The 13,453-nt window shown below is 61.1% G+C and carries 15 protein-coding genes; 7 read left to right on the top strand and 8 right to left on the bottom strand.

Translation table 11 applies throughout. The annotated features are described in order from the left end of the window. Positions 1 to 12 precede the first annotated feature (12 nt). From AC1RWI_RS13415 to AC1RWI_RS13400, 4 genes are read right to left on the bottom strand one after another with little or no spacing between them, the layout of a single operon-like run. Positions 13 to 828 carry an amidohydrolase family protein gene (locus AC1RWI_RS13415; RefSeq protein WP_492866897.1) on the bottom strand — a complete coding sequence of 272 codons (816 nt, stop codon included), beginning with the start codon at positions 826 to 828 and terminating at the stop codon, positions 13 to 15. Positions 829 to 849: 21 nt separating this feature from the next. Next, on the bottom strand, positions 850 to 1,845 hold the full coding sequence (locus AC1RWI_RS13410; protein ID WP_492866895.1) for a Bug family tripartite tricarboxylate transporter substrate binding protein: 996 nt from the start codon (positions 1,843 to 1,845) through the stop codon (positions 850 to 852). A 44-nt stretch (positions 1,846 to 1,889) separates the two neighbouring features. Then, positions 1,890 to 2,690, bottom strand: a complete 801-nt coding sequence (locus AC1RWI_RS13405; protein WP_492866893.1) for an SDR family NAD(P)-dependent oxidoreductase — start codon at positions 2,688 to 2,690, stop codon at positions 1,890 to 1,892. Positions 2,691 to 2,744: 54 nt separating this feature from the next. Beyond that, on the bottom strand, positions 2,745 to 3,440 hold the full coding sequence (locus AC1RWI_RS13400; protein WP_492866891.1) for a carboxymuconolactone decarboxylase family protein: 696 nt from the start codon (positions 3,438 to 3,440) through the stop codon (positions 2,745 to 2,747). A gap of 84 nt (positions 3,441 to 3,524) precedes the next feature. On the opposite strand from AC1RWI_RS13400, the gene AC1RWI_RS13395 reads away from it, so the two are divergent. Further along, on the top strand, positions 3,525 to 4,424 hold the full coding sequence (locus tag AC1RWI_RS13395; RefSeq protein ID WP_043353433.1) for a LysR family transcriptional regulator: 900 nt from the start codon (positions 3,525 to 3,527) through the stop codon (positions 4,422 to 4,424). Here AC1RWI_RS13395 and AC1RWI_RS13390 read toward each other — a convergent pair. Both AC1RWI_RS13390 and AC1RWI_RS13385 read right to left on the bottom strand, forming a co-directional pair. Then, positions 4,421 to 5,806: an MmgE/PrpD family protein gene (locus AC1RWI_RS13390; protein ID WP_492866889.1), complete on the bottom strand. Its 1,386-nt coding sequence runs from the start codon at positions 5,804 to 5,806 to the stop codon at positions 4,421 to 4,423. The two genes, AC1RWI_RS13395 and AC1RWI_RS13390, sit on opposite strands and share 4 nt — an antisense overlap. A 12-nt stretch (positions 5,807 to 5,818) precedes the next feature. After that, positions 5,819 to 6,808, bottom strand: coding sequence for a Bug family tripartite tricarboxylate transporter substrate binding protein (locus AC1RWI_RS13385; RefSeq protein ID WP_492866887.1), 990 nt, complete (start codon positions 6,806 to 6,808; stop codon positions 5,819 to 5,821). 213 nt (positions 6,809 to 7,021) lie between these two features. On the opposite strand from AC1RWI_RS13385, the gene AC1RWI_RS13380 reads away from it, so the two are divergent. Continuing rightward, on the top strand, positions 7,022 to 7,909 hold the full coding sequence (locus AC1RWI_RS13380) for a LysR family transcriptional regulator (RefSeq protein WP_492866885.1): 888 nt from the start codon (positions 7,022 to 7,024) through the stop codon (positions 7,907 to 7,909). A gap of 24 nt (positions 7,910 to 7,933) precedes the next feature. On the opposite strand, the gene AC1RWI_RS13375 is transcribed toward AC1RWI_RS13380, so the two are convergent. Next, a complete protein-coding gene (locus AC1RWI_RS13375; protein ID WP_492866883.1) occupies positions 7,934 to 8,797 on the bottom strand; it encodes an alpha/beta fold hydrolase in 864 nt (287 codons plus the stop codon). 156 nt (positions 8,798 to 8,953) lie between these two features. Further along, positions 8,954 to 9,271, bottom strand: coding sequence for a tripartite tricarboxylate transporter substrate-binding protein (locus tag AC1RWI_RS13370; RefSeq protein ID WP_052494885.1), 318 nt, complete (start codon positions 9,269 to 9,271; stop codon positions 8,954 to 8,956). A 720-nt stretch (positions 9,272 to 9,991) separates the two neighbouring features. Between AC1RWI_RS13370 and fliL the strand changes: the two genes are divergently transcribed. From fliL to fliP, 5 genes are all read left to right on the top strand, one after another. After that, the gene (gene fliL, locus AC1RWI_RS13365) at positions 9,992 to 10,477 is read left to right on the top strand and encodes a flagellar basal body-associated protein FliL (protein WP_043353421.1); all 486 of its coding nucleotides are present in this window, start codon (positions 9,992 to 9,994) and stop codon (positions 10,475 to 10,477) included. Positions 10,478 to 10,627: 150 nt separating this feature from the next. Then, on the top strand, positions 10,628 to 11,635 hold the full coding sequence (gene fliM / locus AC1RWI_RS13360) for a flagellar motor switch protein FliM (RefSeq protein WP_043353416.1): 1,008 nt from the start codon (positions 10,628 to 10,630) through the stop codon (positions 11,633 to 11,635). Further along, positions 11,628 to 12,086 carry a flagellar motor switch protein FliN gene (gene fliN, locus AC1RWI_RS13355; RefSeq protein ID WP_043353414.1) on the top strand — a complete coding sequence of 153 codons (459 nt, stop codon included), beginning with the start codon at positions 11,628 to 11,630 and terminating at the stop codon, positions 12,084 to 12,086. Before fliM ends, fliN begins: the two co-directional genes overlap by 8 nt. Next, complete coding sequence (fliO, locus tag AC1RWI_RS13350) at positions 12,083 to 12,601, top strand: flagellar biosynthetic protein FliO (RefSeq protein WP_492866879.1); 519 nt, start codon at positions 12,083 to 12,085, stop codon at positions 12,599 to 12,601. Before fliN ends, fliO begins: the two co-directional genes overlap by 4 nt. Then, positions 12,598 to 13,440 carry a flagellar type III secretion system pore protein FliP gene (gene fliP, locus AC1RWI_RS13345; protein ID WP_043353412.1) on the top strand — a complete coding sequence of 281 codons (843 nt, stop codon included), beginning with the start codon at positions 12,598 to 12,600 and terminating at the stop codon, positions 13,438 to 13,440. The genes fliO and fliP overlap by 4 nt, the downstream gene beginning before the upstream one ends. The last annotated feature ends 13 nt before the right edge of the window (positions 13,441 to 13,453 follow it).

Below are 13,453 nucleotides of genomic sequence, written 5' to 3'. Positions count from 1 at the left end.
TCTCTGGCATTGTTATTGATACAGGCTGGCGGGGTTCTCGGACAGAACGGCTTTCAGCATGGCTTCATCCCCGACAGCGGAACCTAGCCAGGAGAGCAGTGCATCGTCCTTGGGCACTGGATAAGTCAGGTTCGGATGCGGCCAGTCCGTCCCCCAGATTGCACGCTTCGGCGCCGTATTGACCAGGCGCTGCAACACCGCTTTGGCCTCTGGCGCGTCCAGTCGACCCTTGGTGATACGGTCAACTCCGGAAACCTTGATCCATACATGCTCGTGACGCAGCAGCGTGCAGATGTCGTCGAGGCGGGCAGTCAGGTCAGGCGCATCAAGGGGAAGACGGGCCATGTGGTCTATGACCAGCTTCACGCCATAGTGACCAGCAGCATCCACCGCAGCCATTACGTTCTTGGGTTCTCCATGGATCAGCGCGTGCCAACCGTACGGTCGTATGCGCTCAACCAGCGCTCGCACCTTGCCGGCATCAAACGAGTTACCCAGATGGCTCATCAGACCAATCCGAATCCCCTTGACGCCACGAGCCGCCATCATCGCGAGCTTTTCATCCGGGATTTCTGGCGAAATGACGGCGATACCTCGGTACGTCCCTTTGCCAGCATCCAAGGCAGCCAACAACGCGCAATGATTCGGCCCATAGTTGGCAGCCTGGACAATCACCCCGTGGGTGATGCCGATCGATTTGTGTACCGCACGTAGCGCGTCGAATGGCGCGGCCTCTGGCACATAGACGGCTTCCTTGGGCAGCGGATAGCGATCGTAAGGGCCGTAGATATGCGTGTGGCAATCCCACACAGGAGTGGAAACCGACATGCTTCCCTTGCCTTGAATCGTTTAGTTCGCCGTAGCGCCGGTCTCTTTGACGACCTTCGTCCAACGAACGTACTCCTTGTGGATGAGGTCGTGGTACTGCGAAGGCGTTCCGCCGGTGGGCTCCGCGCCTTGCGCCTGCAACGCCTTCACAACCTCCGGCGACTTCAGCGTCTGGTTCAGCTCGCGATTCAGGCGTTCAACGACCTGCGCCGTGGCGCCCACCGGTGCCACGATTCCTTGCCACGTGCCCGAGTCAAATCCGGGAATCACGGTTTCCGCCAACGTAGGAACGCCGGGCAAAACCGAAACTCGCTTCGACGTGGTAGCAGCAATGGCGCGCAGCCTTCCTTCCTTGACGAACGGCAGGACGGCATTCAGGCTTCCGGACATCATGAAATCAATGCGGCCAGCCAGAAGGTCAGGCAATGCCGCCGCGTTGCCTTTGTACGGCACGTGGTTGAACTTCGTCTTCGTTTTTTCAGCGAACACGGCACTCGTCAGGTGATCGATGGTGCCGTTGCCTGACGAGCCAAAGTTCAGCTGGCCAGGCTTGTCCTTGAGCAACTTGATAAAGTCGGCCGGTGTCTTGACCGGCGACGCCGAGTTCACGATGAGAACAAGCGGCACATTTGCTACGTAACCGACCGGCGTAAAAATCTGATCCGGATTCAGTTTCGAGAGATTGAACAGCGCAGGAGAAATCGCAATCGAGGAGCTGTTATAGAGCAACGTGTATCCGTCGGCCGGCGACTTTGCCACAAACTCCGCAGCAATGTTTCCACCTGCGCCCGGCCGGTTGTCTACGATAATTTGCTGCCCCAGCCGAGCGCTCATGTCTTTCGCGATGACGCGAGCGATGATGTCGGTAGGACCTCCCGCCGAGAACGCCACGACCAGTCGAATCGGCTTGTCCGGATATGCCCCGCCGGCCGCTGCGGGGAATGCTGCAGCCCCCAGTACCGCAGCGGCCACCAGACCGAGCGACCGACGGCGCATCACGTGGAAACTTGATTTCATTGCGACTCCTCTACTTCTCTTGCGCTGTTATGTGTCATTCAGGGTTAGTCGCAGCGAACGCTCATGCCGCCGTCAACGATAATCTCAGTACCGGTGACGAACCGAGCCTCGTCCGAAGCCAGGAAGAGTGCAGCGTTCGCCGTGTCGCGGCCATCGCCCATGAAGCCAAGAGGAATGCGAGCCTGACGTTGCGCGAGCAGCGTATCGACATCGCCACCCGCACGCTGACCTGCCAGGCGCGCCTCGACCATCGGCGTGTGCATCTGGCCAGGAACCACCGTGTTCACGCGAACGTTCTTCTTCGCGTACTCAACGGCAACCACGCGTGAGAACTGGATGATGGCAGCCTTGGCCGATGCATACCCCACTTGAGCGGAACCAGTCCAGCGGATACCGGACGTTGACGCCGTATTCACGATGGCGCCGCTACCCTGCTTTTCCATGTGCGGCAGCACGTGCTTGCAAGTCAGGAAAACGCTCTTCAGGTTGAAGTTAAGCTGACGGTCCCAGTCTTCTTCGCTCAGCTGAACCGGCCCGCCCTTCGCAGACCCGCCAACATTGTTGACCAGGATATCCACGCGGCCAAATCGTTCAACACAGGCCTCGACCATTGCGCCAACGGCGGCCGAGTCAGTCACATCGCAGAGATGCGATGCAAACTCGCCACCGACTGCCGCCAGACGGTCCAGGGTTTCCACCATCGGGTCCTGGTTCTTGTCCACCGCGAATACCTTCGCGCCTTCTTCCGCAAAACGCACAGCAACCGCACGACCATTACCCCAGCCCGGACCGACGCAACCTGCACCGGTAACGATGACGACCTTTCCTTCCAGACGACCAGCCATTCTTGATACCTCTATCTCTTGATTCGCAAACGAAGTTGATTGGAACGCAAGCCGTCAGGCTTTCTGGAGCTCCGGCGCGCTCCCGTCAGGCGGCACGACGCCAAACACATTGATGGTCATGGAGATCAGGGTGTAATACCCGGCCACACCCACCAGGTCTACGACCCTCTCCTTGCCAAGGACGTCGAGCGCACGTTGATAGAGCGCATCCGAGACATTGCGCGTAGCGTGGAGTTCATGAATGAAGTCGTAGACGACGGCTTCATCCGGGAGCGAAAACTCCGGCGTCTTGCCAACGCGAATCGCTTCGACTACCTCGGATGACACGCCCGCCTTCAGCGCGATAGGCTTGTGGGCCCACCACTCAAACTCGGCCATCCAGGTCCGGGCCATCACAAGAATGGCAAGCTCGGAAAGTCGAGGAGGCAGCGAAGAGTCGTAACGGCAATACTGTCCAAGTGCCTGGGCTCGGCTGGCAAGCCCGGCGCGGTGCAGCCACATGGCCAGCGGGCCACGTACTTGGCCACGCGGACCGGAAGCAATGGCGTCGTACACCTCGCGCTGTTCGGGCGACAGTTCTTCAGGTTTGAGCGGCTGGAGACGTTCCATGGTGTGCATGTGTTCCGAGGTGACAATGAACCGGAACACCGCCCCGGACGCCATCATCGATGTGCCGCCGGGTAAGGCTTGTCTCCGTTTCATTCTTGATTTGATGGCTGTATTCTGGGTCGACGAATCGATAGCGTCCAATACATATTTCGGAAGAGACTAATTCCCGATTAGAATAAGTGAGACTCATCGACGCCGCCCTGCTGCAATGCAGCAGCACCCGAAATGCTCGAACTCCGTACCCTCCGCCTCTTTCTCGTGCTAGCCGAAGAACTCCATTTCGGCCGCGCCGCGCAACGGCTTGCGATATCCCAGCCGCCCCTGACGAAGCACATCCAGCAGCTGGAGGAAGACTTGGGCGTGCAACTCTTCGACCGCAACCGGCGTACCGTGAAACTGACACCAGCTGGCTCAGCGCTGGTGCGCGAAGCACGCCGCATGCTGAACCAGCTTGATGCGACGGTGGAAGCGGTCAAGAAGGCGGAACACGGTGACATCGGCCACCTCCGCATCGGTTTCGTCGCGGCTGTGCTCTACATGAACATCGAGAACATCGTCCGAAAGTTCGAAAAAGACATCAGCGAGATTGACCTGACCTGGGAAGAAATCAGCACGGCCGAGCAAGTCGACGCATTGCAACGCGACCGCATTGATCTCGGGTTCGCCCAAATAGGAACACCGCCTGCTGAGTTGCGCGCACACGTCGTTCATAAAGAACGCCTGGTTGCAGCGCTACCGGACGACCACCCTGCGTCAAAACGCAAGAAGATCGACCTTTTCCAGCTCGCGGATGTCCCTTTCGTCGCAATTCCACGTGACAGCGCGCCTGCTTACTTCGATCTCGTTACCGCCACGTGCATGCAAGCCGGATTCAGTCCCCACATCCGCCACTACGCCAAGCATCTGCTTTCCGTGGTCAGCCTCGTAGGCTTGGGACGAGGTTTCGCTCTGGTCCCTGCCACGCTTGCGAAGGCTTCGTTGCCAGGCGTTGCACTGAGGGAGCTAAACGATGTCTCAGCCGTGGCGGAATACTCTGCAATCTGGAACCCCGCGAACCAGTCACCGGTACTGCTGCGAGCCTTGAAGGCACTTGGAGTTCCAGACGTGGACAGCTCAGTAGCTTAGTTCCGACGAACGGCCAAGGTGAGAATGTCCTTGACGCAAGTCGTGCTTAGCCTTCCAAACGCGGCGGTTAGCTCGTCTGCCTGCCCCGGTGACAAGACCGACTCTGTCAATGCCCTGAACTTTGCGCGAATGGCTGCCGGGCGCTCAAGATTCTCCGCTGAGCCGGACGGATTGGTTTGTTCCGCCCGTACTCGCTTGCCATCTCGCGACTCAAGCTCCACCCATCCGCAGAAGCTCGCCGGATACAGCGCATCAAGCTGAGGATCGCGGACGATTTCCATTGCATTTGCAAGTGCGACAACCTCCGGGTCAGACAGCCGCTTGTCGCCAAACTGTGCAGGCAGGACCTGCCCATCGATCAGAGCCACGGCGAGGCTGTAGCGTCCGCTCATCTGGGCGTTGAGCACGCTTCCCGGCTCGTACCTGTAGCCGCACTGCACGTCCACGACAGTGGGCATGCCGACCTTGATTTTCCCCTGGCGGGACCACTCTTCCCTCAGCTGAAGCGCGCAATCCACATGAGAGTGCGCGCTCCCACAGCAGGCATATGGCTTGAAGTTGGTTCGTGGCATGCGCCATTCCCGGCCCAACCCGTTCAGGATTTCGTCCGGCCTGGGATCATCCGAGAATGCCTTCAACCACCCTCCATCTTCGGTCTCGAACAGTTTTCCCGGACCCGTAAGCCCTCGTGCCGCGAGTTCGGCTGCCATGACCCCGGCATGAGCACCGCGCCCCGGATGGAAGCGCTTCGAATCCGAGCCATCGCATGCAAATGCGAAGAGCCCGCCAGATTGGGTGCCGGCAAGTCCCAGCGCCCACGCCGTACGCTGGGCGTCGAGGCCCAGCATGACCGCCGAAGCCGCTGCGGCACCTAACGGCGCGCACACGGCCGTCATGTGCCACCCCTTCATACGTGCAAGCGCCGGCTGTAGCGCAAGTGAACAGCGGATCATCGTCTCGTAACCGACGGCGATGGCGGTCTCCACCCGCCCAGGCGCTACGTGGTGCTCCTCTGCCAAAGCGAAGACCGCCGGCAACACGACGGCACCAAGATGGACCTTTGCATTGTGAAAGTCATCCAATTCATACGCATGCGCCGCTGCGCCATTTACCAGGGCTGCATCAGCTGCCCGATATGTCACGCTCTGACTTCCCCAGGCGCGCGCGCCCTTCACACGTGGCACCTGGCTGCCCTCGGCTGCCCAGTCGGCGATGGCTTTCGACCACGGCTCATCATGGCCGGTGAGTCCCGCCCCGAAGGTGTCGAGAGACAGCAAGCCAACGGCCTCTCTCACCTCCAGCGGCAGGTCGTCATTTCTGACGTTCGCAATCCAGGATGCAAGCGCCGCTGTCATTTCCACATCCGGCCCGTTGAATTTCATAGTCGTCTCGTCTCAATCAATCTGAATATTTGCTGCCTTGACGATGGCGGACACCTTGGTGATGTCGGAGCTGATCAATGCCTTGAACTGCTCCGGTGTCGATTGCACGGTCTCGAACGACATATCCGCGAATCGCGCCTTCATCGCCGGATCCTGGACGGCCTTGTTGATTTCTCGTGAAAGGCGTTGTGTGATCTCAGCCGGCAGATTAGCCGGGCCCCAGATTCCGTACCATGACAGCAACTCAAAGCCTGGCAGCCCGCTCTCCGCCACAGTCGGGACATCAGGCAGTTGGGGAATCCGCTTGCCACTGGTAACCGCGAGGACCTTCAAACGCCCGCCCTTGACGAACGGATATACGCCAGGCATCGGCGAAACCGCAGCTGTTACATGGCCTCCCATGACATCGTTGAGCTGTGGAACCGCCCCTTTGTAGGAAACAATCTCCATATCGAGCTTGAACGAGTGGCGGATCATCTCTTCAGTGAGATGGCTGGTCGTCCCCAGCCCCGAAGTCGCCCAGGCGTAGGTTCTTGGCTTGGCCTTGGCCAGCTGCACGAGCTCGCGCAGCGAGTTCGCCGGAACATTGGTATTCGCCACCACTAGCAGCGGCACGTGGCCAATCTGTCCAATCGGGGTGTAGTCCTTGATGGCGTCATACGGTGCGTTCTTGGCAACCAGAGGAAGATAGACTTGGCTGGACGCGTTGAAGAGGAGCGTATAGCCGTCCGACTGGGCCTTGGCAACGGCTTCCGAGCCGATCATCCCCGACGCGCCTGGGCGATTCTCCACAACAATAGGTTGCCCCATCTGACGCTGCAGTTGCGCGGCGACCAGCCGGCCAACCGTATCGATGGAACCGCCGGGGGTATAGGGAATCACCATCTTGATGGGCCGATTCGGGTAGTCCCCTGCCGCATGCGAAGGCAGGCCGATTGCCATCGACAGTGCACCAGCCAGGCCGATGGCGGCACGTCGCGCGTTAAGTCCAGATACCTTCATGGCAGTCTCCTCCTAAGTGTTCTTACGCTTCTCGCCGGTACTGACCACCGGCTGCGCATGCAAGCCACTTTAAGATTCGCCCTGCCAAGCGTCCAATACCGATTGCCTCCATGAGTTATAGGGCTGACGAATCAGCTACGCTCCACGTCTTCCCTAGCATCTCCACGCTGCACTTCGAGCTATCCTTACGCCACGAAACACAAGGGAAGCGGGATGGAACTGCGCCAATTGCTCTACTTCGTCACCGTTGCTGACGAACTCAACTTCAGCAAAGCTGCGGTGCGACTGCATATGTCGCAACCTCCACTGTCTCAGCAGATCAAGGCTCTGGAGGACGAGATTGGCGTAGAGCTGCTCACCCGCAATCGCAGGGAAGTCAGGCTCACCGACGCCGGCCGCGCCTTTCAATCCGACTGTCGCTCCGTCCTGGAACAGGTGCGGGTTGCCGTATCCACCGCACGCCGCACCGCGGCGGGCGACATTGGTACGCTTCAGATTGGCATGGTTACCTCCGGTATTTACCACGTGCTCCCGACAATCCTGAAGCGTATGGCTGAGAGCTTTCCGGGACTGCATATCGCCGTAACGGACATGGGATCGGCTGACCAGGTGCACGCAGTCATGCAAGGGAAACTCGATGTCGGCGTCGTGCACTCGGTTCCTACGCGAGCGAGCCTCGGAAAAGCCCCGATTTTCACTGAACATTTTTCGATCGTCGTGCCAGAGGGACACGAGTTCACGACGAAGTCGGACCTGACAATAAGGGACCTGGAGGAAATGCCTCTGGTGGCCTTCTCCCGCGACCACGCGCCAGCGCTGTTCGATGCCATGATTGCATCGTGCCTTGACGCGGGATTCAGCCCTACCATTGCGCATACAGCGCGCAATCCGCTGACGACCTTCCAGATGGTGAGACTTGGTTTAGGGGTAGCGCTCGTACCGCGTTCGTACGCGCGGGCAGGGATGCCCGGCGTCGTCTTTCGGGAAATAGGCGAGACCGCCGGGCATATTCAGCTCTATGCCATCTGGCGCGAGCAAGGACCAGGGGAACTCGTCCGCAAGGTCCTGGGTACCGTCATGCGTGAGCCAATTGTCAGCTGACTGGGGTCGCCAGGCTCTCAGCCACTACGCGCCGTTCCTTATGGTGGGCAATTTAAGGTAGGCAATCATTGCCTCGGCAACTTCATCCAGGCGCTCCGGCAACAACGCATGGGCCGCATTGCGAATCGTGTGATTCGTGACCTGTTCGCCCAGATACTCGCTGAGGACATTCGCGTACCGCTGAGGCGCGATGACGTCATACTCAGCATGAACGTTGAAGATAGGCTTTCCACCGCCGGCAAAGAAGTCGTCTACTGGCGTCCGCTTCTGGGCCAATGTCTGCATCGTCATCAATTCGGTGTTCCAACCCGTCAACCAACTGGTCGGATCGTTGCCCGGCGCAAAAAAGACCGCCCTCAGGCTGTCGAGACGAACTTCGTCAGGAAGGGTCAGGTCTGCACACTGCTCGATCCTTGCACGAATCTCGGCAGGAATAGGCAGTGCATCGACCCCGCGAGGCACCTTGCCCGCAGAGCCTGCGAGCAACACCAGTGAGCTGACCAGGTGGGGATAGTCACTTGCGGTTGTCCGAGCAATCCAGTTTCCGTGGGCGTGCCCGACTATCACCACCGGAGCCTGACCGGCGTGTTCGATAACGGCGGCAATATCGCCAGCCCAATCGTGGAGGCTCTTATTCTCGATGGGACCGGTGCTCCGAGCGTTCCCCCGAGGTTCCGGACAGAGCACACGATAGCCGGCATCCACCAACGGCTCAGCAAGTTCGAGCATATCCGTCGCACCACGGCCAAGGGACGGCAACAGAACAACGACGGGGCCCGTCCCTGTCGCATATACCTCAATGGAGATCTCGTCATCGCGACGAACATCGTAACGCTGCACCGGCACCGACAGCTTGTCGTGCGACGCCTTCTGACAATCCACTTGCATAACTACCTCTTCGGTTGGAGGGCGATCAGACACCGTGAAAACGCCAGACAACTGTACCGAGAGGGCAACGCGATATCCAATATGGATTCTGACTGAGAGTTATAGCGGGCGCGTTCCCGGGGGTTCCCCGGGGGGGCCCGCCTCCTGCTTCCTTCGTCAGTCCGGCTTTACGCCAAGCTTCGTGACGATCCCGGTCCAGGCTGTGACTTCTCGCGAGATCAATCCCCCAAACTGCTGCGGCGTGCCACCCGCGGGCGCCGCGCCATCTGTAGAGAACTTCGTCGCGGTCTCAGGCATGGCGAGAATACGGTTCACCTCCGTATTCAGTCGCTTCACCACATCCGCCGGCATCCCTTTGGGTCCGATCAGGCCGTACCTGAGCGTTACGTCGTAGTTCGGCAGCCCGCTTTCGGCCACGGTCGGGACCTCTGGGAGTGCCTTCAACCGCTGCAGGAACTGGATCAGGAAGCGCAAAGCTGCGGACGCCCGAGCCGCGGCGACGCCGGCTCGGGCCCTCCCCGATCGCCACCGCGCCCCTCCCAGCAGACCAACGCTTCGCATTTTCGTGTTTTTTTTCACAAGACAGCGGGAAGCGGCGTTTTCGGAACGATGCCCTGGATGGCGAGGCGCACAACGTATTACCCACCTCCAAAATATGCACTTAGATGCATATTTTTGCACTGCCTCGGACAGGTAGCGCCACTCGCGAATGGGTCGGCCCGGGAATGCGGACTTCGCGGTCCGCAGCCAGCTCCTACGGCCCGCCAGGCGCGGCGTGGCGCCAGTCCGCGGCGTCGCGCGGTTCTCCGCACCGTCCCACTGGCGGACTAAATCCACAAACCAATCAACGACTTAGCAACGCGGCGCGACAAGTGACGGTGGCATCGCCAGCGCCAGCGCCATGCCCTTGGCGGCCACCCGCGCCTGCCTGCCCCCCGCTCGCCAACCCGGCAAATCATCGCGGTTTCCTGGTCCGTCGCCCGCTATCCGGTACCCGGTGCGGCTTTTAGTCAAACATCCACTCAAGTTCCGTGCCCGTCATTCGTTAACCCCTGTAAGACCATCCGCGTAGCTCGGATGACAAGACCTGTTCGGCTCAAAGGGCCAAGCTGAGCGGGTTTCACCCTTTTTTTCGGCCCTTTGCTTGCCGGTCATTCCCTCAAGAATGGCAAGGCATTCCGATACAGGCATCTCATGGCGAATACGCTCACTTCTTCCCAGGCTGACGGCAACACGAGCAAGCGCGGGCGACTGCTGCTGGTGCTCGGCGTCGTGCTCGTCGCGGCGCTGGGTGCCGGGGGCTTTTTTCTGGGCAACATCCTGAGCAACCGCCAACCGGCCGCGCCTGCCGCTCCGGTTGTACCGCCGCCGATTTTTGTGCCGCTGGAAGCATTTACCGTCAATCTGAAGAGCGATGACGGCGACCGCTTCCTGCATACCGGTTTGTCGCTCAAGGTGGCGAACGCGAAGGACCAGGCGCGCATCACCGAGTACCTGCCGGAAGTCCGCAGCCGCATCTTGCTGCTGCTGTCGGCCAAGCAACCGCCCGATCTGGCGACGGTGGACGGCAAGCGCAAGCTGGCCCAGGAAATCCAGAACGTCATCAGCCAGCCGTTCGCGCCCAACCTGCCCAAGCAGCAGATCCTGGACGTCCTATTTACTTCCTTCGTGGTGCAGTAAGCGCTTTGCCCTGCCCCACCAGCAACTCCGATATGAATGCGTCCTTGTTTTCCTTGCCTGTCTCACAGCGCGCGCGCCAACGCCAGCGCGCGGGCTGATCGGTGCATGGTCGCTTTCATTCATCACGGCACTCAAGGGGCAGGACACTAGATGGCCTACGACAAGTTTCTCTCGCAGGACGAGGTAGACGAATTACTGAAAGGCGTGTCAGGCGAGACCGATACGCCCGCGGTCGCCGCGCCGGTCTCCGAGGATGGCGTGCGCCCGTACAACCTGGCCACGCAAGAGCGCATCGTGCGCGGCCGGCTGCACACGCTCGAAATCATCAACGAGCGCTTTGCCCGCCAGCTTCGCACCCAGCTGTTCAACTTCATCCGCCGCGGCGCCGACATCTCGGTGGGCTCGGTGCGGATCGAGAAGTACGGCGACTTCGTGCGCAACCTGCCGGTGCCGACCAACCTGAACCTGGTGCACATGAAGCCGCTGCGCGGCACGTCGCTGTTCGTGTTCGACCCCAACCTGGTGTTCCTGGTGGTCGACAACCTGTTCGGTGGCGACGGGCGCTTCCACACCCGCGTGGAAGGCCGCGACTTTACCCAGACCGAGCAGCGCATCATCCGGCGCCTGCTGGACCTTGCGCTCAACAGCTACGGCCAGGCCTGGAATGCCGTACATCCGATCGAGCTGGAATATATCCGCTCGGAAATGCACACGAAGTTTGCCAACATCGCCATGCTCAGCGAGGTGGTGGTGACCACCGCCTTCCATATCGAGCTTGGCGCGGTGGGTGGCCAGCTGCACGTCTGCTTCCCGTACTCGATGATCGAGCCGGTGCGCGACCTGCTGATGAACCCGCTGCAGGACGAGGTTGAAGTAGACAAACGCTGGATCTCCCAGCTGTCGCAGCAGATTCGCTCGGCGGAGGTGGATCTGGTGGCCGAATTTGCCCACGTGGAAAGCACCGTAGCCGAAGTGCTGGCGCTGCGCGTCGGCGACGTACTCCCCATCGAGTTGCCCGAGCAGGTCTTCGGCAAGGTCGATGGCGTACCCGTGCTGCAGGCCGGCTTTGGCACCATGAACGGCCAGTATGCGCTGCGCGTAGAACGGATGATCAATCACCAAGAAATCGATTCCAACAAGGAAACCGACCATGACTGACGGCAAAGACGACAAGCCGGCCGACCCGATGGACGACTGGGCCAGCGCCCTGGCGGAGCAGACCAGCGCCGAGGATCTCGCCGCTGCCGCCGCGCCTGCCCAGGCTGTCGCCGCCACGCCAGCCACAGCCACACCGGCCGCCTCCAAGGTCTTCCAGCCGCTGGAGAAGGAAACGCCGAGCGGCTTCCACAACGATATCGAGATGATTCTCGATATCCCGGTCCAGCTCACGGTAGAGCTTGGTCGCACCAAGGTGCCGATCAAGACGCTGCTGCAGCTGGCCCAGGGCTCGGTGGTGGAGCTCGACGGCCTGGCCGGCGAGCCGATGGATGTGCTGGTCAACGGCTACCTGATCGCCCAGGGCGAAGTCGTCGTGGTGAACGATAAGTTCGGCATCCGCCTGACCGACATCATCACGCCGTCCGAACGCATCCGGAAGCTCAACCGATGAAAGCCGGACCGCGCCGGACCGCCCACGCCGCGCTTGCCGCCGGCGTGGGCCTGGCGCATGCGGCGAGCGCGCACGCGCAAGCCAGTGCCACGGCGGCCAGCCCGGCCGGTACCGGTACGATCGCCAGCAACGCCGGGGCCGGCAGCCATGTCCCGGTCAGCAGCGCAACGGGGCTGGCGCAAGCCGGCCTCGGCCTGTTTGCCGTCATCGCCCTGATCCTGCTGCTGGCCTGGCTGGCGCGCCGCGCCGGCCTGGTCCGGCATGGCCAAGGCGGCCAGATGAAGGTAGTGGGCAGCACCATGCTCGGGCCCCGCCAGCGCCTGGTGATGGTGGAAGTGGGCGACACCTGCCTGGTGCTGGGCGTGAGCGCCGGCGAGATTCGCACGCTCCACACTTTGCCCGCGCAAGCCGCGCACAAGCCGGACCACCCCTGCGGCAGCACGGCAACCCCGGGGCCGGCCGGCAGCTTTGGACAAAAGCTGCTGCGTGCCATGCAAGACAACCTGAAGTCATGAATTTCCTGCCTGACGCCTCCCGGCGCACTTTGCAACACCACCTGCAACGCCACCTCCGGTCCGTGCGCGAATGCGCCAGCCAACCCTCCCGGCTTGCGCTCGCGGCATTGCTGGTGAGCGCCTGCCTTGCGCTGGTGCTGTTGCCTGCCATGGCCCACGCGCAGGCATTGCCCGGCCTGACCAGCAAGGCCGGCCCGGGCGGCAGCCAGACCTGGTCGCTGTCGGTACAGACGCTGGTCCTGCTCACCTCGCTGTCGTTCCTGCCTGCGGCCATGCTGATGATGACGGGCTTCACCCGCATCATCATCGTGCTGGGGCTGCTGCGCAATGCGCTGGGCACGGCCAGTTCCCCGCCCAACCAGGTGCTGGTGGGACTGTCGCTGTTCCTGACCTTCTTTGTCATGTCGCCGGTGTTCGACCGCATCTACACCGACGCCTACAAGCCGCTGTCCGAGAACAAGCTCAGCCTGGAAGACGCCGCCGCCAAGGCCGCCGCGCCGCTCAAGACCTTCATGCTCAAGCAGACCCGCGAGAAGGACCTGGCGCTGTTTGCCCAGATGGCCAAGGTGCCCGAGATGCAGGGCCCCGAAGACGTGCAGATGCACATCCTGGTGCCCGCCTTTGTCACCAGCGAGCTCAAGACCGCGTTCCAGATCGGCTTTACCGTCTTTATCCCCTTCCTGATCATCGACCTGGTGGTAGCCAGCGTGCTGATGGCGATGGGCATGATGATGGTGCCGCCGGCCACCATCGCGCTGCCGTTCAAGCTGATGCTGTTCGTGCTGGTGGACGGTTGGCAATTGCTGCTGGGCTCGCTGGCGCAGAGCTTCCTGAACTGATCACGGGGCGCTA

It is taken from the genome of Cupriavidus sp. MPR-AND1C, from assembly GCF_058809705.1.
Note: the sequence above shows the minus strand (reverse complement) of the source record. Positions and strands in the feature narration are given on the sequence as shown.

Excerpts from the sequence above, each read along its gene's own strand:
- AC1RWI_RS13410 (WP_492866895.1), bottom strand. The coding sequence starts at position 1,845 with ATGAAATCAAGTTTCCACGTGATGCGCCGTCGGTCGCTCGGTCTGGTG.
- AC1RWI_RS13375 (WP_492866883.1), bottom strand. The coding sequence starts at position 8,797 with ATGCAAGTGGATTGTCAGAAGGCGTCGCACGACAAGCTGTCGGTGCCG.
- fliM (WP_043353416.1), top strand. The coding sequence starts at position 10,628 with ATGGCCTACGACAAGTTTCTCTCGCAGGACGAGGTAGACGAATTACTG.
- AC1RWI_RS13405 (WP_492866893.1), bottom strand. The coding sequence starts at position 2,690 with ATGGCTGGTCGTCTGGAAGGAAAGGTCGTCATCGTTACCGGTGCAGGT.
- AC1RWI_RS13390 (WP_492866889.1), bottom strand. The coding sequence starts at position 5,806 with ATGAAATTCAACGGGCCGGATGTGGAAATGACAGCGGCGCTTGCATCC.
- AC1RWI_RS13380 (WP_492866885.1), top strand. The coding sequence starts at position 7,022 with ATGGAACTGCGCCAATTGCTCTACTTCGTCACCGTTGCTGACGAACTC.
- fliO (WP_492866879.1), top strand. The coding sequence starts at position 12,083 with ATGAAAGCCGGACCGCGCCGGACCGCCCACGCCGCGCTTGCCGCCGGC.
- fliL (WP_043353421.1), top strand. The coding sequence starts at position 9,992 with ATGGCGAATACGCTCACTTCTTCCCAGGCTGACGGCAACACGAGCAAG.
- fliP (WP_043353412.1), top strand. The coding sequence starts at position 12,598 with ATGAATTTCCTGCCTGACGCCTCCCGGCGCACTTTGCAACACCACCTG.
- AC1RWI_RS13385 (WP_492866887.1), bottom strand. The coding sequence starts at position 6,808 with ATGAAGGTATCTGGACTTAACGCGCGACGTGCCGCCATCGGCCTGGCT.
- fliN (WP_043353414.1), top strand. The coding sequence starts at position 11,628 with ATGACTGACGGCAAAGACGACAAGCCGGCCGACCCGATGGACGACTGG.
- AC1RWI_RS13415 (WP_492866897.1), bottom strand. The coding sequence starts at position 828 with ATGTCGGTTTCCACTCCTGTGTGGGATTGCCACACGCATATCTACGGC.
- AC1RWI_RS13395 (WP_043353433.1), top strand. The coding sequence starts at position 3,525 with ATGCTCGAACTCCGTACCCTCCGCCTCTTTCTCGTGCTAGCCGAAGAA.